At 61.4% G+C, this 23,938-nt stretch carries 22 protein-coding genes; 14 read left to right on the top strand and 8 right to left on the bottom strand.

What is annotated here, in order from left to right:
• Positions 1–121: 121 nt before the first annotated feature.
• From ACI77H_RS21150 to nahK, 3 genes are all read left to right on the top strand, one after another.
• On the top strand, positions 122–1,306 hold the full coding sequence (locus ACI77H_RS21150; RefSeq protein ID WP_407013663.1) for a porin: 1,185 nt from the start codon (positions 122–124) through the stop codon (positions 1,304–1,306).
• Between the two features lie 251 nt (positions 1,307–1,557).
• On the top strand, positions 1,558–2,721 hold the full coding sequence (gene nosP / locus ACI77H_RS21145) for a nitric oxide-sensing protein NosP (protein WP_407013662.1): 1,164 nt from the start codon (positions 1,558–1,560) through the stop codon (positions 2,719–2,721).
• Complete coding sequence (gene nahK / locus ACI77H_RS21140) at positions 2,651–5,284, top strand: hybrid sensor histidine kinase/response regulator NahK/ErcS' (RefSeq protein ID WP_407013661.1); 2,634 nt, start codon at positions 2,651–2,653, stop codon at positions 5,282–5,284. The genes nosP and nahK overlap by 71 nt, the downstream gene beginning before the upstream one ends.
• Before the next feature lie 139 nt (positions 5,285–5,423).
• Here the strand turns inward: nahK and ACI77H_RS21135 are convergent, their stop codons facing one another.
• From ACI77H_RS21135 to ACI77H_RS21110, 6 genes are all read right to left on the bottom strand, one after another.
• Positions 5,424–6,089 (bottom strand): response regulator, encoded by a 666-nt coding sequence (locus ACI77H_RS21135; RefSeq protein ID WP_407013660.1) that lies wholly within the window; start codon positions 6,087–6,089, stop codon positions 5,424–5,426.
• A gap of 56 nt (positions 6,090–6,145) precedes the next feature.
• A complete protein-coding gene (locus ACI77H_RS21130) occupies positions 6,146–6,703 on the bottom strand; it encodes a PQQ-dependent catabolism-associated CXXCW motif protein (protein WP_407013659.1) in 558 nt (185 codons plus the stop codon).
• Between the two features lie 242 nt (positions 6,704–6,945).
• Positions 6,946–7,737 carry an ABC transporter permease gene (locus ACI77H_RS21125; protein WP_407013658.1) on the bottom strand — a complete coding sequence of 264 codons (792 nt, stop codon included), beginning with the start codon at positions 7,735–7,737 and terminating at the stop codon, positions 6,946–6,948.
• Positions 7,734–8,465, bottom strand: a complete 732-nt coding sequence (locus ACI77H_RS21120) for an ABC transporter ATP-binding protein (protein WP_407013657.1) — start codon at positions 8,463–8,465, stop codon at positions 7,734–7,736. The genes ACI77H_RS21125 and ACI77H_RS21120 overlap by 4 nt, the downstream gene beginning before the upstream one ends.
• The gene (locus ACI77H_RS21115; protein ID WP_407013656.1) at positions 8,462–9,421 is read right to left on the bottom strand and encodes a YVTN family beta-propeller repeat protein; all 960 of its coding nucleotides are present in this window, start codon (positions 9,419–9,421) and stop codon (positions 8,462–8,464) included. The genes ACI77H_RS21120 and ACI77H_RS21115 overlap by 4 nt, the downstream gene beginning before the upstream one ends.
• 35 nt (positions 9,422–9,456) lie before the next feature.
• On the bottom strand, positions 9,457–10,641 hold the full coding sequence (locus ACI77H_RS21110; RefSeq protein WP_407013655.1) for an ABC transporter substrate-binding protein: 1,185 nt from the start codon (positions 10,639–10,641) through the stop codon (positions 9,457–9,459).
• A gap of 157 nt (positions 10,642–10,798) precedes the next feature.
• On the opposite strand from ACI77H_RS21110, the gene ACI77H_RS21105 reads away from it, so the two are divergent.
• The 3 genes from ACI77H_RS21105 to ACI77H_RS21095 are packed head-to-tail and all read left to right on the top strand — an operon-like array spanning position 10,799 to position 12,821.
• Positions 10,799–10,921, top strand: a complete 123-nt coding sequence (locus tag ACI77H_RS21105) for a hypothetical protein (protein ID WP_263596733.1) — start codon at positions 10,799–10,801, stop codon at positions 10,919–10,921.
• Positions 10,922–10,923: 2 nt separating this feature from the next.
• The gene (locus ACI77H_RS21100; protein ID WP_407013654.1) at positions 10,924–12,186 is read left to right on the top strand and encodes a histidine kinase; all 1,263 of its coding nucleotides are present in this window, start codon (positions 10,924–10,926) and stop codon (positions 12,184–12,186) included.
• Positions 12,183–12,821: a response regulator gene (locus tag ACI77H_RS21095; protein ID WP_407013653.1), complete on the top strand. Its 639-nt coding sequence runs from the start codon at positions 12,183–12,185 to the stop codon at positions 12,819–12,821. Before ACI77H_RS21100 ends, ACI77H_RS21095 begins: the two co-directional genes overlap by 4 nt.
• 65 nt (positions 12,822–12,886) lie before the next feature.
• Here ACI77H_RS21095 and ACI77H_RS21090 read toward each other — a convergent pair whose 3' ends face one another.
• Both ACI77H_RS21090 and exaA read right to left on the bottom strand, forming a co-directional pair.
• Entirely contained in the window at positions 12,887–13,537 is a 651-nt protein-coding gene (locus tag ACI77H_RS21090; protein ID WP_407013652.1) for a pentapeptide repeat-containing protein, read from the bottom strand.
• Between the two features lie 98 nt (positions 13,538–13,635).
• A complete protein-coding gene (exaA, locus tag ACI77H_RS21085; RefSeq protein ID WP_407013651.1) occupies positions 13,636–15,528 on the bottom strand; it encodes a quinoprotein ethanol dehydrogenase in 1,893 nt (630 codons plus the stop codon).
• Positions 15,529–15,782: 254 nt separating this feature from the next.
• On the opposite strand from exaA, the gene pedF reads away from it, so the two are divergent.
• From pedF to pqqB, 8 genes are all read left to right on the top strand, one after another.
• On the top strand, positions 15,783–16,244 hold the full coding sequence (pedF, locus tag ACI77H_RS21080; protein ID WP_407013650.1) for a cytochrome c-550 PedF: 462 nt from the start codon (positions 15,783–15,785) through the stop codon (positions 16,242–16,244).
• Positions 16,245–16,247: 3 nt separating this feature from the next.
• A complete protein-coding gene (locus ACI77H_RS21075; RefSeq protein WP_407013649.1) occupies positions 16,248–17,126 on the top strand; it encodes a substrate-binding periplasmic protein in 879 nt (292 codons plus the stop codon).
• Positions 17,123–17,884 carry a quinoprotein dehydrogenase-associated SoxYZ-like carrier gene (locus ACI77H_RS21070; RefSeq protein ID WP_407013648.1) on the top strand — a complete coding sequence of 254 codons (762 nt, stop codon included), beginning with the start codon at positions 17,123–17,125 and terminating at the stop codon, positions 17,882–17,884. Before ACI77H_RS21075 ends, ACI77H_RS21070 begins: the two co-directional genes overlap by 4 nt.
• Positions 17,885–17,900: 16 nt before the next feature.
• Complete coding sequence (locus ACI77H_RS21065) at positions 17,901–18,839, top strand: quinoprotein relay system zinc metallohydrolase 1 (protein WP_407013647.1); 939 nt, start codon at positions 17,901–17,903, stop codon at positions 18,837–18,839.
• Between the two features lie 250 nt (positions 18,840–19,089).
• Positions 19,090–20,865 carry a PQQ-dependent methanol/ethanol family dehydrogenase gene (locus tag ACI77H_RS21060; protein ID WP_407013646.1) on the top strand — a complete coding sequence of 592 codons (1,776 nt, stop codon included), beginning with the start codon at positions 19,090–19,092 and terminating at the stop codon, positions 20,863–20,865.
• A 161-nt stretch (positions 20,866–21,026) separates the two neighbouring features.
• Positions 21,027–22,547 carry an aldehyde dehydrogenase family protein gene (locus tag ACI77H_RS21055; protein ID WP_407013645.1) on the top strand — a complete coding sequence of 507 codons (1,521 nt, stop codon included), beginning with the start codon at positions 21,027–21,029 and terminating at the stop codon, positions 22,545–22,547.
• Between the two features lie 260 nt (positions 22,548–22,807).
• Positions 22,808–22,879 carry a pyrroloquinoline quinone precursor peptide PqqA gene (pqqA, locus tag ACI77H_RS21050; protein WP_003253598.1) on the top strand — a complete coding sequence of 24 codons (72 nt, stop codon included), beginning with the start codon at positions 22,808–22,810 and terminating at the stop codon, positions 22,877–22,879.
• Positions 22,880–22,934: 55 nt separating this feature from the next.
• Positions 22,935–23,849, top strand: coding sequence for a pyrroloquinoline quinone biosynthesis protein PqqB (pqqB, locus tag ACI77H_RS21045; RefSeq protein WP_407013644.1), 915 nt, complete (start codon positions 22,935–22,937; stop codon positions 23,847–23,849).
• Positions 23,850–23,938 lie beyond the last annotated feature (89 nt).

The following is a 23,938-nucleotide window of genomic DNA, read 5'->3' as shown; positions in this document are numbered from 1 at the left end:
TTGCTGCACGCCACCGGCCCCGCCAAAGCACTTCAAAACCGCCCCCAAGGCAGCGTATGACGCCGCCGGTCAGCTTTCGATAATCGCCTCCGACATCCAGTCCCCCGCTGCGGAGCGCGTCATGCACAACAATAAGAATTTCAAGCATCGTTACTTGCCAGCCTTGATCGCCGGCCTGTCGACCCTCGGTTTGAGCTCGGTAGCCGAAGCCGAGATCATGCTGTACGACAAGGAACAGACTACGTTCTCCACCGATGGCTACATCAACGCTTTCTATGTGAACAGCGATGTGGACCGCGCCGGTGATCAATACGACCGTCGACAGGCGCGGGTCAAAATGGGCTTTCTGCCCAACTACCTGGGCTTCAACATGGGCAAGCAGGTCGATGATCTCAAGCTCGGCGCCCGGGCGTCGTTCTGGGTGACGATCAATGACAGCGAAACCAACGGCACCGACACGGCCATCGATGTGCGGCAGTTCTACGGCACGGTAGCCAACCCGGAATGGGGCGAAGTGCTGATCGGCAAGGACTTCGGCCTGTTTGCCCGCTCCAACATCCTGCTCGATGAATTGCTCGCCGGTTACGGTCAGGTCAGCGATACCCTGGGGTTGGTGGACGGTGGCGGGGTGTCGTTCGGCAACATCGGCAGCGGCTATCCGTACCCGTTCCCGACGTCGCAGATCACCTACCGCACCCCGGTGATGGACGGCCTGCGGGTGGCGGTGGGGATCATGGACCCGGTGGACACCAACGACAGCAGCCCGACCGGCAAGGCCTATCAGGAAAACCCGCGCACCGAGAGCGAGATCACCTATCAGTTCGACCTTGCCGGGGCGAAAATTTACAGCTGGGTCAACGGCAGCTATCAGACGTCGGAAAACACCGATTCCACGGTGCAATCCGTGACCTCCAAAGGTGTCGGTTACGGCGTTCAAGCGAAAATGGGCGGTTTGTCGCTGACCGGTTCCGGTTTCCAGGCCAAAGGCATCAACCCGTTCTTCACCAACAACGCCGGCGAACCGACGCTGCGTAATGTCGACAGCGACGGCTACCTGTTGCAGGGCTCGTACAAGCTGGGGAAAAACCGCCTGGCCTTGTCCTACGGCAAAACCAAGGACGACGGCAACGGCGTGGTTGGCAGCGGCGCGGATTATGAGACTCGCGGCATTGCGCTGTTCCATGACGTCAACGACAACCTGAAGCTGGTGGCCGAGTACAACCAGTTCGAAATCAACGGCCATAACACCAGCGCGCAGAACGAAGACACCGACACCTTTGCAGTGGGGGCCGTGCTGACCTGGTGATCCAGAACTCAACGCAGATCCCCTGTAGGAGCCAGCTTGCTGGCGATGACGGTGTGTCAGCCACCATCATTGTTGCCTGACCCACCGCTATCGCCAGCAAACTGGCTCCTACAGGGATTTGCGGTGTTTGGTCGATCCCGATAGATCTCTCATCCCATCGAAGCGCCTGACCGCTACCCAAGTAGCATACGTAGCGGCCCGCCGCCTTCGTACACTCCAACCTCATACATGCGCACCTGCGGGAGGCGACGATGCAGCAGGTTCAGAGCGAAGGTGTCGTCAGTGCAATGTCCCAGTCGACCGATGCCGAGCAGGTGGCTCAGGAGCTGGCGCGGCAGCTATTGCACCCGCATTTGGGCTTCGTGTTGTTTTTCTGTTCCGCCGAGTACGACTTGCAGGCGCTGGGTCAGGCCTTGCAACAAAGCTTCGGTGGTATTCGCCTGGTCGGCTGCACCAGCGCCGGTGAAATCACCCCGTTGGGCTACGGTCGCAACTGCGTGACGGCAGTAGGTTTCGACCATCGGCATTTTTCCATCGACGCCGAGCTGATCTCCGAGATGGAGCACTTCAGCCTGATCGACGCCCAGCAAATGGTCGAACGTCTGGTCAGTGGCTGTCGCAGCAACACCGTGGCGCCGATCAAGGGCAACAGCTTTGCCCTGACCTTGCTTGATGGTTTGTCCAGTCGTGAAGAAATGGTCCTCGCGGCGCTGAGCGCGGCGTTGGGCGACATTCCGCATTTCGGCGGCTCGGCCGGCGACGACAATTACCTGACCCATACCCACGTCTATTTCAATGGCGAGTTCCACAGTGGCGCGGCGGTGGTGGTGCTGGTCAACACCTGGCTGGATTTCGAAGTCTTCACCACCCACCACATCCTGCCGCGGGCGGAAAAACTGGTCGTTACCGGGGCCGACAGCGCTTCGCGCCGGGTTTTCGAATTGAATGCCGAACCCGCCGCCGAGGAGTACGCCCGGCACATCGGCGTGCCCGTGGCCGAGCTCGATCACCGGGTCTTCGCCGCACACCCGCTGGCGGTGCGGATCAACGATCAGTACTACGTACGGGCGATCCAGCAGGTTCATCCGGACCTGAGCCTGAGTTTTTACTGTGCGGTGGAAAACGGCATCGTCCTCACGGTCATGACGCCCGGCCCGATGCTGCCGAACCTGAAAAATCTGTTCGAGGGTTTGCAGGAACGCCTCGGTGACCTGTTGCTGACCATCGGCTGCGATTGTTTTCTCAGGCGTCTGGAGCTGGAAGACGGCGGCAGCCTGGAGCAGATCGGTACGTTTTTGCGTGACCAGCGGGTGATGGGTTTCAACACCTACGGAGAACAGTTCAATGGCATGCACATCAACCAGACCTTCACCGGGGTTGCCATTGCCCGAGGCCGGTCCCCTGGACATCGCTGAGCTTCAGGCAGAGATCGCCGGCCTGCGGCACGAAAATCACAAATTGCAGCGTATCAATGGCGCGCTGATTGAACGGATCGAGTCCGGAATCACCCGCGGCAACGACCCGTACGCGGCATTCCAGCATTCGGTGGTGTTGGCCGAACAAGTGCGTGAGCGCACCGATGCCTTGAATCAGGCCATGGCTGAACTGAAGTCAGGCAACCATTTGCTCAGCGAAGCGCGCCTGCGCGCGGAAACTGCGCATCAACACTTGATCGACGCCATCGAGAGCATTTCCGATGCTTTTGTGTTGTTCGACGCGGAGCAGCGGATCGTGCTGTTCAACAGTCGCTTCAAGGCGTTCTGGGGTAACAGCCGGGTGCGGATCAACGCCGGCATGCGTCTGGCCGAGGTCAAGCGGCTGATGCTGTCCACCGGCCTGTTCACCGAGGAACCGCGCGGGCAGGCCGACGAAAACCTGCTGTTCCGCTTGCAGGACGGTCGCTGGCTGCAAGTCAGCGAACGGCCGACGCAAGAGGGTGGGCGGGTGATCCTGTTCACCGACATCACCGACGTCAAACTCAGTGAAACCGTGCGCCGCGAGCAGGCCGTGGCGCAAAAATCGCATTTGTTGCAACGGGCCGTGGACAACCTGTCCCAAGGCGTGGCGATGGTCAACGCCGAGGGCGTTCTGGAATTGTGGAACCGGCGCTTCCTTGAGCTCAGCGGCCTGGCGCCGGTGGCGGCGCATCGGCCGTTCGCCGAAGTGATCGCCGACAGCGAGTTGAACCTGCTGACCCCGGCCAGCCGAGACGGCAACGGGCGCCCGGTGCAGGAATGCGAGCAACGTCTTTATGATGGCCGGGTCCTGGAAATCCGCACCCATCCGTTGCCCACCGGCGGTTTCGTCAACACCTTCACCGACATCACCGAACGCTACCAGCACGCCGAAGCGCTGAGCGAAAGCGAGCGCTGGATTCGCCTGATCACCGACCACGTACCGGCGCTGATCGCCTACCTCAACGCCGATCTGGTCTATGAGTTCACCAACAAGGTTTACGAAGAATGGTACTGCTGGCCGCGCGGCGTGATGCTCGGGCAGAGCCTGCGGGAGGTGCACAGCGAGCAACATTATCAGCGCCTGGAAGCCTACGTGGCGCGGGCGCTGGCCGGTGAAAGCGTGACGTTCGAGTTTGCCGAAACCAACATCAACAATCAGGAGCGCTACATGCTGCGCTCCTATGTGCCGAATCGGCTGGCTACCGGGGAGGTGGTGGGGATTTTCGTGTTGATCCGCGACATCACCGAGCGCCGCCGCACTGCCGAGGCGTTGCACCAGGCCTATCAGAACCTTGAACTGCGGGTGCGTGAGCGTACGGCGGAACTGACGAACCTCAATGACCAGTTGCTGCGCGAGATCGACGAACGTCGCCGAGTTGAGTCACGCCTGCGCGAAGCCAAGCTCGAAGCCGAACAAGCCAACCTGTCGAAGACCAAGTTTCTTGCCGCCGTCAGCCACGACTTGCTGCAACCGCTGAATGCCGCGCGTCTGTTCACCAGTGCCTTGCTTGAGCGCCGGGAGCCGGTGGCCAACGAGATTCTGGTGCGCAACGTCAGCAATTCCCTGGAAGACGTGGAGAACCTGCTGGGTACCCTGGTGGACATTTCCAAACTCGATGCCGGGGTGATCAAGGCCGACATCGCGCCGTTCGCCTTGAGCGAGTTGCTGGAAAACCTCGCCGCCGAGTACACCCAAGTGGCGCGCAGTGAAGGGCTGGAGCTACATTTCATCCCCTGTTCGGCGCTGGTGCGCAGTGACATTCAATTGCTTGCGCGGATCCTGCGCAACCTGTTGAGCAACGCGATTCGCTACACCTACAGTGGCCGTGTGGTGCTCGGTTGTCGGCGGCATCATCAGCGCCTGTCGATCGAAGTCTGGGACAGCGGCATGGGCATCGCGGAAAACCGTCTGGAAGAGATTTTTCAGGAATTCAAACGCGGTGATGTGCAACGTCCGGACCAGGATCGCGGCTTGGGGCTGGGGTTGGCAATCGTCGAGAAAATTGCCGGGATTCTCGGGCACCGTATTCACGTGCGATCGTGGCCGGGCAAGGGCTCGGTATTTTCCGTCGAAGTACCGCTGAGCGCTACGGCACCCAAGGCACTGCCGAACCTTATGATGAGTGAGCCGATGCTCGAGCGTCTGCGCGGCGCGCGGGTGTGGGTGCTGGATAACGACGCGGCGATTTGTGCCGGCATGCGCACCTTGCTCGAAGGGTGGGGGTGTCTGGTGGTGACGGCGCTGTCGGAGCAGGACCTGGCGCGGCAGGTGGACAACTATCACGCCGAAGCGGATTTGCTGATTGCCGATTACCACCTGGATGACGAGCAGAACGGTGTGGATGCCGTGGCGCGGATCAACGCCCGGCGCGGTTCAGCCATTCCGGCGATGATGATCACGGCCAATTACAGCAATGAGCTCAAATTGCAGATTCGGGAGTTGGGGCACACCTTGATGCATAAGCCGGTGCGGCCGATGAAGCTGAAGACGGCGATGAGTCACTTGCTCGGCCGGCCTTGAGGCTCGCGATGTGTTGGGGAAGTCGAATCGTCGCACCGCCGCTCCCACAGCTTCTGCAGTGTTCAAACACACTATGTTCCAACACAAATCCTGTGGGAGCGGGCTTGCCCGCGATGGGGAGCGACTCGGTGTACCAGAATCAACGCCGCAGATACGAGCCGAAATCAATATCCCCGGCACTCAGGATCGCCTGCACCCGATTGTGCACGTTGAGTTTGCGCAGGATCGCCGAAACGTGGGCCTTGACCGTGGTTTCGGCGATTTCCAGGGTATAGGCGATCTGTTTGTTCGACTCGCCTTTGGTCATGCGTTCCAGCACCAGCAGTTGCTTGCGGGTCAGGGCCTGGAGCAGTTCCGCCGGGAAGCTCGGGTTATCGTTCATTCGGCGGTGGGTGCCGCTTTTCTGCGTGCGGATAATGTCCGGCGGCAGGTAGACGTTGCCGTTGAGAATCTGCTGGATCGCCTCGGTCATCTGCACCCGCGGCGAGGATTTGGTGATGAAACCCACCGCGCCATAGGTGATCGCTTGCAGCACGATCTGCTTGTCCTGTTCCGCGGAGACAATCACTACCGGGATGGTCGGTGCTTCGTTGCGCAGGTTGATCAGGCCATTGAGGCCGTGCATGCCGGGCATGTTCAGGTCGAGCAGGATCAGGTCCAGGTCGTCGTGGTCCTGAGTCAGCGCGAGGGCGCTGTCGAGGTCGGCGGTTTCCATGACCTCGCTGCCCGGGAAGCCATCGCTGATGACGTTGTGGATGGCTTCGCGAAACAGTGGGTGATCATCGGCAATCAGAATTTTGTACATAGCCTTTCACCTCGTTATTTTGATTATGGTGTGGCAACAACACGCACGCGTAAAGGTCAGGGGAAGGGTTCGGGCTGGGCGGGTGTCACGGGCAGGTTCGCCGCTTGCCAGGCATCCAGGCCATCGCGATACCAATACAGAGTCTTATAGCCCATGGCGGCGGCACGTTTCACCGCGTTCCAGCTCAACCAGCAATCGGAGCGGCAATAGAAGACCAGCGGTTGCTGCGCATTGCCGGCGGTGAATTTATCCAGGTTGCGCGCGAAGTAGTCCTGCCAGTCGGGCGCCAAATCGCCGTCGCCGGTATTGGCCAGCCAGTGACTGCCGGGCAGGTTCTCATGGGGCTGGTCTTCGATGAAGCGCCCTTGTAGCCATTGGCGGCGATAGACATCGATCAATATCGGGCGTGGGGCCTGGGTGAGCAGGGTTTGCAGGGCGGCGGTGTCGATGATGGCGGCCCCCTCGGCCTGATTCGGCGTGGGACTGCGGTACAGACCAATACGGTAGCCATCAGCGGAGAACAGCGCAGTTTCAGCCTGCGCCGCACCGAGCAACAGGCTCAGCGATAGCACGGCGAGCGCAGGGCGCAGCAGACAACGTCGGGCACGCGGCATGGGGTTCAATCCTTATAGTTATGAACCCATTACATGCCAGTCGCGGGGCATTGGGAATGCGACGATAGACAGGTAAACCGGTACTAAAGTAGTAATTTTGCCTGCTTGGTGCACCTATCCTGTAGTCAACGGAGATTAAATGTGGGAGCGGGCTTGCCCGCGATGGCGGTGTATCAGTCAACATAAATGCCGGATGTGATGGCCTCTTCGCGGGCAAGCCCGCTCCCACAGGGGGGGGATTGTCAGTTGGCTTTGCGTAAGGCCGCATGTTGCGGGTTGAAGGTGAGTACCGCCAGCAGCGAAAACAGCAGCGTCAGGCCGATGCACACCGCCAGCGCCAACGGGTTGAAGCGTTCATATAAGGCAAATCGCACCAATTCCACTGCATGGGTGAACGGGTTCACCGCGCACAGCCAATACAACCACTCGCTCGACTCGCGCATCTTCCACAGCGGATACAGCGCCGACGACAGGAAAAACAACGGGAAGATCACGAAATTCATCACCCCGGCGAAGTTCTCCAACTGGCGGATGGCGTTCGACAGCAACAGGCCCAGCGCGCTGAGCATCAACGCCACCAGCAGCAACGCCGGCAAGGCGATCAACAAACCCATGGCGGGCGGTTGCACGCCGTACACCCAGGCAATCGCCAGAAAGGCGTACACCTGCAACAGCGAAATCAGCGACGTGGCCAACAGTTTGCTGCACAGCAGAAACGTGCGGGGCAAGGGACTGGTGAGCAGCACGCGCATGCTGCCCATCTCCCGGTCGTAGACCATCGACAGCGAACCTTGCATGCCGTTGAACAGCAGAATCATGCAGGCCAGCCCTGGAATGATGTAGACCTCGTAGGGAATGTAGGTGTCGTAGGGCTCAATGATCGCGATCCCGAGTGCCGCGCGAAAACCGGCGGCGAACACCAGCAGCCATAGCAGCGGCCGCACCAGCGCACTGAGAAACCGCGTGCGCTGCAACACAAAACGCAGCCATTCACGCAGCACGATGCCGCTGAAGCATTGCCAGTAAGCATTCATCGCACGGCTCCCGAGGTGGTCAAACGCGCGAATGCCGAACCGAGGTCGCCACCGTGCTCCAGGCTCAGCGCATCGGCTTGTCCACTGGCGACCAAGCGTCCTTGATGGAGAATCAGTAAGTCATCGCTCGGTTGCACCTCGTCCAGCAAATGCGTGGTCCAGAGCACGCTGATGCGGTGCTCACGGCACAAGCTGCGGATGTGTTGATTGAGCGCTAAGCGACTGGCCGGATCGAGGCCGACGCTGGCCTCGTCGAGCAGTAACAGGCGTGGCTCATGCAGGAGCGCGCGGGCGATTTCCACCCGGCGACGATGGCCACCGTTCAGTTCGCGAACCCGTTCGCGACGGCGTTCGGTCAGCGTTTGCCGGGCCAGTTCGGCGTCGACCCGCAGGCTGGTCTGGCGGCGTGACATTCCATGCAGCGCAGCGTGATAACGCAGGTTTTGCTCGACGCTGAGATCGAGGTCCAGGGTGCTTTGCTGAAACACCACACCCAATTGCCTCAGCGCCGGACGCGGTGCGTTACGCAGCGAACAGCCGCCGACAACAATGTCGCCGCGCTGCAAGTCATACAGCCGGGTCAGCAGGGCGATCAGCGTCGATTTGCCTGCACCGTTGGGCCCCAGCAGTGCCGCAAAGCGCCCGGGCGCCAGGCTGAAACTCACCGAGCGCAACGCCTCCCGGGCACCGTAGGCGAAACTCAGATCGCGGACTTCCAGTGCGTTCATGGCGTGACCACCACGCCCCACGGATAACGCCCGACCTTGACCGATTTGCTCACTTTGAGGCTGTCGACATCGATCACCGACACATCGCCGCTGACGCCATTGGTGGCCAGCAATTGCTTCTGATCCGGGGTAAACGCCATCTGCCACACACGCCGGCCGACCAGCAGGTAATCGAGAATTTCAAAGGTTTTGGCGTCGATCACCGCCACATGATTGGCCGGGCCCAGTGCGACGAAACCGTACTTGCCATCGGCGCTGAGCTTGATGCCCACCGGTTGCACCTTGTCCGGGTGCACGCCTTTGATCTGGAAGGTCAGGGTCTTGAGCACCTGGCGTGACGCGACGTCGAGAATGGTCACCGTGCCGCCGATTTCCGCCGAGGCCCACAGTTGCTTGCCATCGGGTGCGAACTCGACGAAACGCGGGCGCTGATCCACCAGCGTGCTGTCGGCCAGGGTCTGGGTGCTGGTGTCGATCCAGTGCAGCATGTTGGTGGTTTCGCTGGTGTTCACCGCCCATTTGCCATCGGGGCTGACCGCCATGCCTTCAGGTTCGACGCCGACGTTGATCTGGCTCAGCACCTTGGAGGTTTCGGTGTCGATCACTGTCACCAGCGCATCGTCCTCGTTGGAAACGTAGAGCCAGCGATTGTTCGGGTGCAGGGCGAATTGCTCGGGATCCTTGCCCGAAGGCAGTTCCTTGATGATCTTGCGCGTGGCCACGTCCATCACCTGAACCCGGTCCGAGTCACTGGCGCAGATGTACAGCAACTTGCTGTCGTGGGACAGCAACAAACCGCGCGGGCGCTGGCCGACGGGCAGGGTGTCGGTGACTTGCAAGGTCTGCATGTCGATCAGGCTGAGGGTGTTGTCTTTTTCGTTGGAGACCCACGCGGTACTGGCCGCGGCGTGCCCGGCAGCGAGCAGCAGGGCGCATGAAAGCAGGGTGCGGCGCATGGCGGATTCCTTATTGTTGTCGTTGTTGTGGAAGATCAGGGAAAGCGGCAGCTGACTTCGGGCTTGTCGTAACCGAGGCTGTCCATTTCGTTGAAGGGGTGCAGAAAGCCGTCCTGCGGCGAGGTGCTGACCAGCGCCCGCGGCTGCACGATAGGGATCGGCTGGCGCAACTGGCCGTTCCACGGGCGATAGCTGAGCTTGCGCCCCTTGAAACCATCCAGCGGCAATTGATCGCTGATTTCCAGGTTGCGGATCGCCATCGGATCGGTCTGACGCAGTTTGCTCACCGCGCTGGCGATGCTGCGCACGGCCATCCACGCGGCAAAGTCGCGGTCATTCATCCAGCGCCCGGCCATGGCTTCGAAGCGTTTCTGCAATTGGGCGGCGCCGTAGGTTTCCACGGTCTTGTGCCAACCCACCGGGGTCAGGCCTTGAGTGCCGGCCACCGGGCGCGGATACCAGGTCTGGTAGGGCACGTATTCGCCAAAGTCACCGCGTTCATCGGCCACCAGCACCACGTCGTACTCGGCGGTCTGGGTGAACAGCGGCATGTCGGCCTGGGCGCTGCGGCGCTGGTCGTTATCGAAACTCCAGGCTTTTTCCGCGACCAGTTGCACGCCGAAACGCTTCGCCGCGCGACGCAGGGCGGCGGCATAGGCTTGATCGTCGGCGGTCGGGCCGACGATCAACAGCGCCCGTTGCCATTTGCGCACCACCAAAAACTGCGCCAGCGCATCGGCCAGCATCGCCCGGCTCGGCAGTGTGTGCAGCACGTTTGGCAGGCAATCGGTGGTGCGCAAGCTGTCATCCGGGCTGCCAGCGTTGAACAGCAAACTGTCGGGCAGGGCGGCGCTGAGTTGGCGCAGGCTGGCAACTGGCGCGTTCACCACAAACAGCCGTAGACCTTGCGTGTGTTGAGCCTTGGCCGCTTCAAGCAAGGCTTCGGGACTGTCGACGTTGGCACTGGTCAGGCTGTAACTGTGATTGAGAAAGCGCCCGGTGCTGTTGCTGTCGGTGATCGCCAGTTCGGCGCCACGGCCTCCGGCATCGACCGGCTCGGGAATCACGTTGGACAGCAGCGGTCCCGGATCAGGGCGATAACCCAGGTAGCCGATCTGCACCTGCAAGGGCGCGTCGGCCGCCTGACTCTGAGTCGCCAGCCCCGCAGCGCAGGCAATCGCCAGCAGGTAGATCAAGGCGTAAGGGGCAAGCTGGCGCATAAGGCACTCCACGACGGTTAGCGCCAGCATAGGAAGCCTGAGGACAGGATGAAATATGCAGAAAGTACCAGTGAGGCAGTACCAAGGTAGTAACTCACTGAGAGCGGCGCGGTTTTAGCATGGACAACAACGGCCATCACTCTGGAGGAGATCGACCATGCGTATTCTCAAAGCGCTGCTCCTGCCGTTGCTGCTGATCCTGAGCCTGATCGGCATCGACAAACTCCACGGCCCGCGCCCCGCGTCGTTGCCAGTCTTACCCGCGACACCGGGGCGCTAGGCATGTCAACGCTGTGGCGGATCAACCTGTGGGTTTGCGGATTCTTCACCCTGGTCACCCTGGCGTGCATGGGCTTGCTGGTGCATCAGGCGCTGGCCGATGTGGAGCGTGAGCTGCAATCCGCCGAGGCGGTGGTCGAATACTTGAGCGAAACCGCCGTGCGTGACCCCGTCAGCCTGCAACCACGGCTGACGCAAAGTCTGCGTCACGTGCGGGTGCACTGGCTTGAACCGGGCGAGGCGGCTCAACCGCCGATGCAGGATGGCCTCGACGCCTGGCTCGGACGTTTGCTGTTTGCCGAGGCTCGGCACCACGTACGGGTGCTGGATCTGCAGGATGGTCGGCGCGTGCAGATCGCGGTCGACCCACGGGATGAAATCGATGAAGTCTGGGATTCCCTGCAACAATTACTGAGCCTGTGTGGCCTGGCGTTGTTGTTGAGTCTGTTGACCATTCGCTGGGCCGTGCGCCGGGGCATGGGGTTGCTCGACGAGTTGCTGCGCGCGTTGCGGCAGGTCTCCGGCGGCCAGCTCAAGGTGCGATTGCGTGCGCAGGGGCTGCCGGAAGCGCGGCAACTGGCGACGCATTTCAACCGCATGACCGAAGCACTGGAACAGGCACGCGCCGACAACACGCAACTGACCCAGACGTTACTGGCGGTGCAGGAACAGGAGCGCACTCATCTGGCGCAGACCCTGCACGACGATCTCGGCCAATACCTGGCGGGGATTCGGGCTCAGGCCTGTCTGTTGCGCCTGGTCGCCGATCAGCCTGACACCGTTGAGCGCACGGTGCGTGAGCTGGAACACAACTGTGAACACTTGCAACAAGGTTTCAGAGCGCTGGTGCACGACCTCTATCCGGTGGTGTTGCAGCACCTGCCGCTGGCCGAAGCCCTCGGGTTGCTGGTGGAGCAATGGCAAGCGCGACAAGGGATTGATTGCCGGTTACGGGTCAGCGCGCACTTGCCGCCGTTGTCCGCGCCGAACAAGACCCACCTCTACCGCCTGTTACAGGAAGCCTTGACCAACGTCGCCCGCCACGCCGCCGCCAGTAAAGTGCGGGTGCGCCTGCACCATCGCGGCGGGCAGTTGCGCTTGCTGATTCGCGACAACGGCTGCGGCGCCCGCCAACCACCGCGGCCGGGTGTCGGTTTGTACTCGATGTTCGAACGCGCCCGCAGTCTGGGCGGCGAGTTGCGCGTCATCAGCCACCCCGGCGCCGGTTGGGCGCTGGCCTTGAGCATGCCTTTGGAGGCGTCATGAATATTCTGCTGGTGGATGACCATGCGGTGGTCCGTCAGGGCTACGCCAGTTTGTTGCGCGCGTTGTTGCCGGCGATGGAAGTGCGTGAAGCCGCGACGGGCGAAGAGGCGCTGATCAGGGTTCAGGAAGCCGTGCCGAATCTGGTGATCATGGATTTCGGTTTGCCGGGGATCAGCGGGCTGGAAACCACGCGCCGGTTGCGACAGCGTCTGCCGCAATTGCGCGTGCTGTTTTTCAGCATGCACGACGAGCTGCCGCTGGTACGCCAGGCACTGGACGCGGGTGCTTCGGGTTACTTGACCAAAAGCTCGGCGCCAGATGTGTTGATCGAGGCCGTGCGGCGCATCCTTGCCGGCCACGCCTACATCGAACAACCGCTGGCGACTCAACTGGTCTGTCACCCGCAAAAGGACGCCAGCGACCCGCGTTTGCAGAGCATGACCCAGCGTGAGCTGGAGATTTTCGTGATGCTCGCCAAAGGCACCCCGGCCCGATTGATTGCCGAACAGCTGAACATCAGCAGCAAGACCGTCTCCAATCACCTGACGTTGCTCAAGAGCAAATTGCAGGTCAGCTCCCATGCCGAGCTGGTGCATTTGGCGATTGATATGGGGCTGGTGCGCAAGGCAGGGTAATCGAATTTACACACCACCTCTGTAGGCGCTGGCAAGCCAGCTCCTACAATAGGCGCGTGGTCGGCTCATTTATTCCAAGTGGTCGGACACCCCGTGCACCCCTCCATATTCGCATCCTGAAAGTTCGCATAATGCTGGCGCGAACCATTGAGATTTGCCTGCTCCAGGTTGCTTTCACCGAACTTGGCTTCCTGCAGATTGGCATCGCGCAGATTCGCGCCTTTGAGATCGGCCTTGCTCAACCAGGTCATTTCCAGATCGGCTGCCTGCAGGTTGGCGTTGTGCAATTTGGCCCCGGAGAGGCGGGCGAATTGCAGGTAGGCGCCAGTGAGGTTGGCGTCCTGAAACTGCGCGCCCTGGGCAAACAGGCCCCAACCCTGAATCGCCATCAGCGTGGCGCCGCTGAAGTCGGCCAGGCGCAGGTTGCTTTGCTGCAGGCTGGCGCGGGTCAGGTTGGCGCCTTGCAGTTGGGCTTTTTCCAGATTGGCGAGGTCGAGGCGGGCGTGGCGCAAGTCGGCATCGCGCAGGTCGGCGCCGCTGAGGTTCATGTTGCGCAGGTCTTGATTGCTCAGATTGGCGCCTTTGAGATTGGCGCCGGGGCATTGGCTGTGCTCGGCGAGGGTGCAGCCGTTGATGATCAACGGGGCGTCGTCGCCGTCATCGGTGGCGAAGGCAGGGAGTGTGGTCAGTAGTAGTAAAAGAGGCAGGTATTTCATGGCGCAGGTCTCATCGAGTGGGAGGGCGCTATCGCCAGCAAGCTGGCTCCTGCAGGTCGCGTGAATCTGTAGGAGCCGGCTTGCTGGCGATGGGGCAATCAGCGTTTCGCGGTCTGGTTATCCCAGCTCGGAATCTTGAACACCCAGAACGACCCGCCCTGAGCCACCGGTTTGGTCAGCTCGGCCATGTCGCCGCCCCACAACGGCACCGCGCCGCCATAGCCGACGGTCACGCCGATGTACTGCTCGCCGTCCTGTTCCCAGGTGATCGGCGGCGAGACGATGCCGCTGCCGGTCTGGAACTTCCACAGCTCCTTGCCGGTTTTCGCGTCGAAGGCCTTGAAGAAACCGTCGCCGGTGCCGGTGAATACCAGGTTGCCTTTGGTCGCCAGCACGCCGGCCCACAGTGGCAGCGCCTCCTTGTGCTCCCACACCACTTTGCCCGTGGTCGGGTTCATCGCACGCAAGGTGCCGACGTGATCGTCGTACATGCGCTTGATGCGGAACCCCATGCCCAGATAGGCCGAACCTTTCTTGTAGCTGACCTCTTCGGTCCAGTATTCCTCTTTCCATTGGTTGCCCGGAATGTAGAACAGCCCGGTGTCCTGGCTGTAGGCCATCGGGTTCCAGTTCTTGCCGCCAAGGAACGGCGGCGAAACTTCAACCGGTTTGCCTTTGGTTTCGCCCGGCAGCGGTTTCGCTGGGCGCTGGCCTTCGTTCTCGACCGGCCGCCCGGTCTTCAGGTCGATGTGGCTGGCCCAGGTGATGTTGTCGACGAAGGGGAAGGCGTTCTGCAATTTGCCGTTGTTGCGGTCGACCACGTAGAAGAAGCCGTTGCGGTCCGCATGGCCGGTGGCCTTGACCGTTTTACCGTCCTTGTCCTTGTAGTCGAACAGCACCAGTTCGTTGTTACCGGAGAAATCCCAGGCATCGTTCGGCGTGTGCTGGTAGAACCATTTCACCTCGCCGGTGCTCGGGTCGACGCCGACCTGGCCCGAGGTGTAGAGGCTGTCGTAATCGTGCGGGTTGCCGTCCTTGGCGGTTCGCGCCCAGGTGTTCCATGGGCCAGGGTTGCCGGCGCCGACGATGATCGTATTGGTTTCCGGATCGAAACTGGCGCTTTGCCAAGGGGCACCACCGCCGTGGCTCCAGGCTTCGACCTTGCCGGTTTCGGTGGTCGGATCGTTCGGCCAGGACGGTGCCTTGACGTCGCCGGTCGGCGTGCTGTCCTTGCCGTTCAAGCGGCCCATGTGGCCTTCGACGAAGGGGCGCATCCACACTTCTTCGCCGGTGTCCGGGTCGCGGGCAAACAGTTGCCCGACCACGCCGAACTCATCGCCGGAACTGCCATGAATCAGCAGCACCTTGCCGCTGCTCTTGTCTTTGATCAGCACGGGAGCGCCGGTCATGGTGTAGCCGGCGGCGTGGTCACCGAATTTTTTGTTCCACACCACTTTGCCGGTGTTCTTGTCCAGCGCGATCAGGCGTGCGTCGAGGGTACCGAAGTAGATCTTGTCGCCATAAATCGCCGCCCCGCGATTGACCACATCGCAGCACGGGCGAATGTTGTCCGGCAGGCGATGGTTATAAGTCCACAGGCGCTTGCCGGTCTTGGCGTCGAGGGCAAACACCCGCGAGTACGAACCGGTGACGTAGACCACGCCGTCACTGACGATGGCCTGGGATTCCTGGCCGCGCTGCTTCTCGTCGCCAAACGAATAGGACCAGGCCGGCGTCAGTTTGAATACGTTCTTGTCGTTGACCTCAGCGAGCGGGCTCCAGCGCTGGGCGTTGGTGCCCATGCCGTATTGCAGAACGTCCTTGGTGGTCAGGTGATCGTTGGCAATGTCTTCCCAGCTCACGTTGTGCGTCGGCTTCGCCGGTTCGGTCGCGGCTTGGCTGGCAGCGCTCAGGGACAGGCTGCTCACCAGCAAAAAGGCTTGCACGGCGAGGGTCAAAGGGGAAAGGGCGGGTAGCGATCTTATTGTCATGGTTGCAGTTCCCAGTGGAGGTTTTGGCCTGCACAGGGTGGTGCGTCCGACGGGGTGGCGAATACGGAAAAAGTCCCGCTGTTGCCGGGAATATTTCCCAGGCGGCGCCTGATTTAGGTGTGCGCCACAAGCCCTACTACCAAGGTACTGGGTGGCGGCCACCAAAGCAGCATGGGGCTTGCGTCAAACGCTTCCTAAGATGGTTGCCATAGCCTCTGCCAAGAGGTTTTGCGTGCAATCCTGAGGGCATAACAATGACAACAAAACGCAACGCCTTGCTCGTTGCCGGACTGCTGGCCGGCTTTATCAGCGCAGGTTCGGTCTGGGCCCACGGCAACGTGGTGCCACAAGCCGTCGAAACCAAGGGACTGACCCCGATCAAGGACGCCGGCGTGCAGGTCGATGGCGATGGGTGGGCGGCGGTGAACCCTTACCGCACTTCCCCGGAGCACGATAAAGCCGTCGAGATCGGCTCATCGGCCTACAACCAGAACTGCGCGGCCTGTCATGGCCTGGAAGCCAAATCGGGCGGCATCGCCCCCGATTTGCGCATGCTCGACGTCGGCGAGGCCGGTGACGAATGGTTCGTCGAACGGGTCCGCCACGGCGCCGTAAGGGACGGTCGGGTGTACATGCCGAAAATGGCTGATTACCTGAGCCAGGAAGCCTTGTGGGCCGTGCGCTCTTACCTGGACAGCGTTCACGTCGAGGAGTAATCCATGCGCCTGCTCGCTGTGTTGATCAGCGCTGTGTTGCTGTGCTGCCAGGCGGTGCAGGCGCAGGTCCGTACCTATGACGAAATGATCGCCGCCGGGGAGCTGAAAGTGGCGGTCTACAAAGACTTCGCTCCCTACAGTTTCGAAGGCGCCGGCCAGCCTCGTGGCGTCGATGTCGAACTGGCCGAAGCCTTGGCCAAAGCCCTTGGCGTGCACTTGAAACTGATCTGGGCGCCTGCCGGCGAGAAGCTCGACGACGACCTGCGCGACTACATCTGGCGCGCCAGCCAGTTGCACGATCTGCAACTGGCCGACCTGATGATGCGCGTGCCCTATGACCAGGATTACGCGCGCAAGCGCAACGAACTGGGTGAACTGGAAAACGGCCACGTGGTGATGTTCGGTCCGTACCAGAACGAACAATGGCAAGTCGCCTATGACCGCCGTCGGCTGGAATCGGTGGCCAGCGTCGCGGTGTTCGAGCACCACCCGATCGGCGTCGAGGTGGACAGCGTACCGTCGTTCTACCTGACCTCGGTATTCAACGGCATGCTCGCCGGCAAAACCCGCCACTACCCCGGCGTGCCTCAGGCGTTTGCGGCCATGAAGGCCGGTGAAGTCGACGCGGTCATGGCCATGCGCGGCGAGATCGACTGGCAGGTTCACGAGGCGGCGGACCCGCAACTCGCGCTGGCGGAAAACGCCTATCCGAACATGGGCAAGCAACTCTGGGAGATCGGCATGGCGGTGCACGAGAGCAATCGTCAATTGTCCTATGCCGTGGAAGAAGCCCTGGAAACCCTGATCCGTGAAGGCTCGGTCAAAGCTATTTATGCCCGATACGGCCTGCGCTATGACGTCCCGGAGATGTATCAACAGTGAACTGGAGCGCATGTTGCCTGTTGGCCTGCTGGCTACCCTTGGCCGCGCACGCGGCAGCCATCGAACCGGGCAAAGACCCGGTGCCGTCGGTGATGTGGGCCTTCTATCACAAGCAAATGCTCGGCGATGCGCCGTTCGTGTTCGACGAGCGGGTCAAGCTGCTGGCGCCGCCGTTCGCTGAAGACGCCCGGCAAGTGCCGCTGGAAATCGACGCCCGGGCGTTCAAGGGCGAAGTGGTGAAAATTCTTGCGTGGGCCGAGCTCAATCCGTTACCGAAAATTGTCGATTTTCAGCCGCTGGATCGCGTGCTGCCGTGGCTGTCGATCCGCATTCGTATCGAACAAGCCACGCCGTTGCGTGCAGCGGTCCTGACCCGCGATGGGCTGTGGCATGTCGGCTCGACCCTGATCGATGCGGCGGGCAGTGGATGCACGGCGCCCAGCGTGGTGCGCACTCAACCGGGCTGGGAAGAGCACATTGGCGAAGTCCTCGGCGGGCGTTATCCCCGTGGTGAATTCAGCCGCTTGCGCTTGCAGGTCGCCCACCCGATGGACAACGGCATGGTCGGCGGCATCCCGGAATTCTTCATCAACCATGCCGAGCTGCGCGATCACAACGATCAGTTGCTGGCCCGGCTCGAACTGTTTCCCGCCGTCAGCGAAAACCCCAGCCTGGCGTTCGACATCGAAGGGGCAGGGCAGACGCGCTTGTTGCTGCGCGACAACAGCGGCAACGAATTCGATGCGGCCATACCCTGACTCAAAGGAGCGCGCGATGCGCTGGATGCTGCTGTTGTTCATGAGCCTGAGCCTTCCTGCGCTGGCCGATCTCGACTATTCACTCAAGCCCCGGCAGATCGCCGCAGACACCTGGCTGCTGGAAGGCAGCACCGACAATTTTGCCAAGGGCAACGGGGGCAACATCGTCAACACCGCGTTCATCGTCACCGAACGCGGTGTGGTGGTGATCGACACCGGGCCGTCCAGGCGATACGGCGAAGCGATGCGCAAAGCAATTGCCGCGACCACCGACAAACCGGTGATCGAGGTGCTGCTGACCCATCATCATCCCGATCATGTGCTGGGCAATCAGGCCTTCCGCGACGTGCCGATCGGCGCGTTGGGCGGTACAGCCGAGCTGTTGAAGCAGCAGGGCGACGCCATGGCCGAGAACATGTACCGGCTGGTGGGCGACTGGATGCGTGGCACTGAGGTGGTGTTGCCGACCGAGACGCTGACGCCGGGCGTGCGAACTTTTGGGAATCACGATCTGCGCCTGCTGAGCCTGGGTGGGCACACGGGCGCGGATCTGGCTATTCTCGACCAGACAACCGGCGTGCTGTTTGCCGGGGATCTGGTGTTTTATCAGCGGGCGCTGACCACGCCCAACAGTCCGGGATTGTCGGTGTGGCTGGCGGACATTGCCACGCTGCAAGGTTTGCCGTGGACGCTCATCGTCCCCGGCCACGGCCCGGTTGCTACGGACACAAAACCGCTCGAACAAATGCGTGATTACCTCAGCTGGCTCGACCAACTCATGCGCGACGGCGCTGCCAACGGCAGTGACATGGCCGAGATGATCCGCAGCCCCATTCCCGAACGGTTCGCCGGGATCAGCCTGAGTCGCTATGAGCTGATCCGCAGCGTCAGTCATTTGTACCCGCACTATGAGCGATCACAGATGACCCGAATCGACTCCGCCGCAAACAAATGACCAACACCCATCCCCTGTAGGAGCCAGCTTGCTGGCGATCCAGGCGACGCGGTGTATCAGTCACACCGCCATCGCCAGCAAGCTGGCTCCTACAGGGTTGTGTGAATCACACATTCGATGTCCGACCCGATACTAAGGAACTAGCAATCTCAGCACTGCGGGCAATTGTTGCAACGGCGGCTGCGCCCAAGAATCTGCACCAGACCGGGAAAATTTCCCGGGTACAACAAAAACCGCAGAGGCAGCCGTCATGACCCAACCCGCACGTCGCCAACCCTTCGTCTTGAGCCTGTTGCTCAGTGCCATGCTGTTGTCCGGCTCGGCATTGGCCGGCGTCACCGACCAGGACATTCTCCAGGACCCCAAAAACCCGGAGCAGATCGTCACCAATGGTCTGGGCGTCCAGGGCCAGCGCTACAGCCCGCTCGACACCCTCAACGTCAACAACGTGAAGGACTTGCGGCCGGTCTGGGCCTTCTCCTTCGGCGGCGAAAAACAACGCGGTCAGCAAGCACAGCCGATGATCAAGGACGGCGTGATGTACATGACCGGCTCCTACTCGCGGGTGTTTGCGGTGGACGCGCGCACTGGCAAGAAACTCTGGCAATACGATGCGCGGCTGCCCGATGACATCCGCCCGTGCTGCGACGTGATCAACCGGGGCGTGGCACTGTACGGCGACCTGGTGTTCTTCGGCACCCTCGACGCCAAACTCGTGGCCCTGAACAAAGACACCGGCAAGGTGGTGTGGAGCAAGAAAGTCGCCGACCACAAGGAAGGCTATTCCATCAGCGCCGCGCCGCTGGTGATCAACGGCAAACTGATTACCGGCGTGGCCGGTGGCGAGTTCGGCGTGGTGGGCAAGATCGAAGCCTATGACCCGAAAAATGGTGATCTGCTGTGGACCCGCCCGACCGTCGAAGGCCACATGGGCTACGTCTACAAGGACGGCAAAGCCGTAGAGAACGGTATTTCCGGTGGCGAAGCGGGCAAGACCTGGCCCGGGGATCTGTGGAAAACCGGCGGCGCGGCACCGTGGCTTGGCGGTTACTACGATCCGGAAACCAATCTGCTGCTGTTCGGCACCGGCAACCCGGCGCCATGGAACTCGCACCTGCGTCCTGGCGACAACCTTTACTCATCCTCGCGTCTGGCGCTGAACCCGGACGACGGCACGATCAAATGGCACTTCCAGAGCACACCCCACGACGGCTGGGACTATGACGGCGTGAACGAACTGGTGTCGTTCAACTACACCGAAGGCGGTAAAGAAATCAAAGCCGCCGCGACCGCCGACCGTAACGGTTTCTTCTATGTGCTGGACCGCACCAACGGCAAATTCATTCGCGGCTTCCCGTTCGTGGACAAGATCACCTGGGCCACCGGGCTGGATAAAGACGGCCGGCCGATCTACAACGAAGCCAGCCGTCCGGGCGCACCGGGCACCGAAGCCAAGGGCAGTTCGGTGTTCGTCGCCCCGGCGTTCCTCGGCGCGAAAAACTGGATGCCGATGGCCTACAACAAGGACACCGGGTTGTTCTACGTACCGTCCAACGAGTGGGGCATGGACATCTGGAACGAAGGCATCGCCTACAAGAAAGGCGCGGCGTTCCTCGGTGCCGGTTTCACCATCAAGCCCTTGAACGAAGACTACATCGGCGTGCTGCGCGCCATCGACCCGAAAACCGGCAAGGAAGTCTGGCGCCACAAGAACTACGCGCCGCTGTGGGGCGGGGTGCTGACCACCAAAGGCAACCTGGTGTTCACCGGCACGCCGGAAGGTTTCCTCCAGGCGTTCAATGCCAAAACCGGCGAGAAAGTCTGGGAATTCCAGACCGGCTCCGGTGTGCTCGGTTCGCCCGTGACCTGGGAAATGGACGGCGAGCAGTACGTCTCGGTGCTGTCCGGTTGGGGTGGCGCCGTGCCGCTGTGGGGCGGCGAAGTGGCCAAGCGCATCAAGGACTTCAACCAGGGCGGCATGCTCTGGACCTTCAAGTTGCCGAAAGACCTGGTCGCCAAACACTGACCTTCAGCCCACCGCCCCTCCGACAGGGGGATTCGCGCAAACCTACGACCAAATAACGAGAACCCCCCTGCCAACGGCGCATTCGTTCGGCACGCGGGGCTCTCTACTATCGGTTCATCGCCTGTTTGCCCGACAGGCATCGACCCAGACAGAGGCTCACCATGATCTACGCACAACCCGGAACACCTGGCGCCGTCGTGACGTTCAAGGCGCGCTACGGCAACTTCATCGGCGGCGAGTTCGTCGCGCCGGTCAATGGCGAGTACTTCACCAACACCTCGCCGGTGAACGGTGAAGTGATCGCTGAGTTCCCGCGCTCCAGCGCCGCCGACATCGACAAGGCCCTCGACGCCGCCCACGCCGCTGCCGATGCCTGGGGCAAAACCTCGGCGCAGGACCGCTCGTTGGTGTTGCTGAAAATCGCTGATCGCATTGAACAAAACCTCGAAATTCTCGCTGTCACCGAAACCTGGGACAACGGCAAAGCCGTGCGCGAAACCCTGAACGCCGACGTGCCGCTGGCCGCCGACCATTTCCGCTACTTCGCCGGCTGCATCCGCGCGCAGGAAGGCGGCGCCGCCGAGATCAACGAGCTGACCACCGCCTACCATTTCCATGAGCCATTGGGCGTGGTCGGGCAGATCATTCCGTGGAACTTCCCGTTGCTGATGGCCGCGTGGAAACTCGCGCCAGCCCTGGCGGCCGGTAACTGCGTCGTGCTCAAACCGGCCGAACAGACGCCGTTGTCGATCATGATTTTCGCCGAACTGATCGCCGACTTGCTGCCGGCCGGCGTGCTGAACATCGTGCAAGGTTTCGGTCGCGAAGCCGGTGAGGCGCTGGCCACCAGCAAACGCATCGCCAAGATCGCCTTCACCGGTTCCACCCCGATTGGTGCGCACATCATGAAATGCGCGGCCGAGAACATCATTCCAAGCACCGTTGAACTGGGCGGCAAGTCGCCGAACATCTTCTTCGAAGACATCATGAACGCCGAGCCGCAGTTCATCGAGAAAGCCGCCGAAGGCCTGGTGCTCGCCTTCTTTAACCAGGGCGAAGTCTGCACCTGCCCATCACGAGCGCTGGTGCAGGAATCGATCTACGACGACTTCATGAAAGTGGTGATGAAGAAGATCGCCAAGATCAAGCGCGGCGACCCGCTGGACACGGAAACCATGGTCGGCGCCCAGGCGTCGGAGCAGCAATACGACAAGATTCTCTCGTACCTGAAGATCGCCCAGGAGGAGGGCGCCGAGCTGCTCACCGGCGGCGCGGCGGAACGTCTGGAGGGCGACTTGTCGACGGGTTACTACATCCAGCCGACCCTGCTCAAGGGCCACAACAAGATGCGCGTGTTCCAGGAAGAAATCTTCGGTCCGGTGGTGGGCATCACCACGTTCAAGGACGAAGCCGAAGCCCTGGCGATTGCCAACGACAGCGAGTTCGGCCTCGGTGCCGGCCTGTGGACTCGCGACATCAACCGCGCGTACCGCATGGGCCGGGCGATCAAGGCCGGTCGCGTGTGGACCAACTGCTACCACCTGTACCCGGCGCATGCCGCGTTCGGTGGCTACAAGAAATCCGGTGTCGGCCGTGAAAACCACAAGATGATGCTCGACCATTATCAGCAGACCAAAAACCTGCTGGTGAGCTACGACATCAATCCGCTGGGCTTCTTCTAAGCCCCCGGAAAGTCAACGTAAAACCTTGTGGGAGCGAGCCTGCTCGCGATAGCGGTCTGACATCCAACATCCATGTTGAATGTGCTGGCTTCATCGCGAGCAGGCTCGCTCCCACATTGGTTTTGTGTGTATTTGAAGACGGCGCAACCCCCCCTACCAACGCACCCCACAACCTCCTTCGAAAGTAGCATTCGGACGCCTGCCGCCTCGTGCATTAATGGCTTTACCGGAATCGTCCGGCACAAGAAGAGGAATGACCCATGTGGACTAAACCCGCGTTTACCGATCTGCGCATTGGCTTCGAAGTGACGATGTATTTCGCCAACCGTTGATCGTCCACCCGGCCAGCCGCTGAGTTGGCCGGGCCTGCCTTCTGGAGCATCGCCCATGCACATCCGCGTTCTCGGTTCCGCCGCTGGCGGTGGTTTTCCGCAATGGAACTGCAACTGCCGCCAGTGCGCCGGTATGCGCAATGGCAGCCTGCGCGCGCAACGGCGCACGCAGTCCTCAATTGCCCTGAGCGACAACGGTGTGGACTGGGTGCTGTGCAATGCTTCCCCGGACATCCGCGCGCAACTCGAGAGTTTCGCGCCGCTACAACCGGCCCGCCGCTTGCGCGACACGGCGATTACCGGCGTGGTCCTGATGGACAGCCAGATCGACCACTGCACCGGCCTGCTGAGCCTGCGCGAAGGCTGCCCGCATTCGGTGTGGTGCACCGAGCGGGTTCATGACGACCTGAGCAGCGGTTTCCCGTTGTTCACCATGCTCAAGCATTGGAACGGCGGCTTGCAGTGGCAACCCGTGGGGCTGGACCGCGAGCCGTTCAGTATCGCGGCGTGCAGCCATTTGCAGTTTCGGGCGATTCCGTTGGTCAGCAACGCGCCGCCGTATTCGCCCAATCGTGGCAATCCGCAACCGGGTGACACCATTGGTCTGTTCATCGAAGACCTGCGCACTGGCGCGTCGCTGTTCTATGCGCCGGGCCTTGGGCAAATCGACGACGAGGTGTTGAGCTGGATGCAACGTGCCGATTGCCTGTTACTCGATGGCACCTTGTGGCGCGATGACGAAATGCGCGTGTGTGAAGTCGGCCAGAGCCTGGGCAGTGAAATGGGCCACCTGCCGCAAAGCGGACCGGGCGGCATGCTTGAAGTGCTGGAGGGTTTCAGCCGCCAGCGCAAGGTGCTGATCCACATCAACAACACCAATCCGATCCTCGATGAGGACTCGGCTGAGCGGGCGTTGCTGGAGCGGCGCGGGATCGAAGTGGCCTATGACGGCATGAGTATTGAGTTGTAGCCGCGGGCCCCATCGCTGGCAAGCCAGCTCCCACAAGGTTCTGCGGTGTACACAAAAACCTGTGGGAGCTGGCTTGCCAGCGATGAGGC

Origin of the sequence: Pseudomonas sp. O230, from assembly GCF_045447035.1 — a bacterium.
GTDB lineage: Bacteria > Pseudomonadota > Gammaproteobacteria > Pseudomonadales > Pseudomonadaceae > Aquipseudomonas.
Note: the sequence above shows the minus strand (reverse complement) of the source record. Positions and strands in the feature narration are given on the sequence as shown.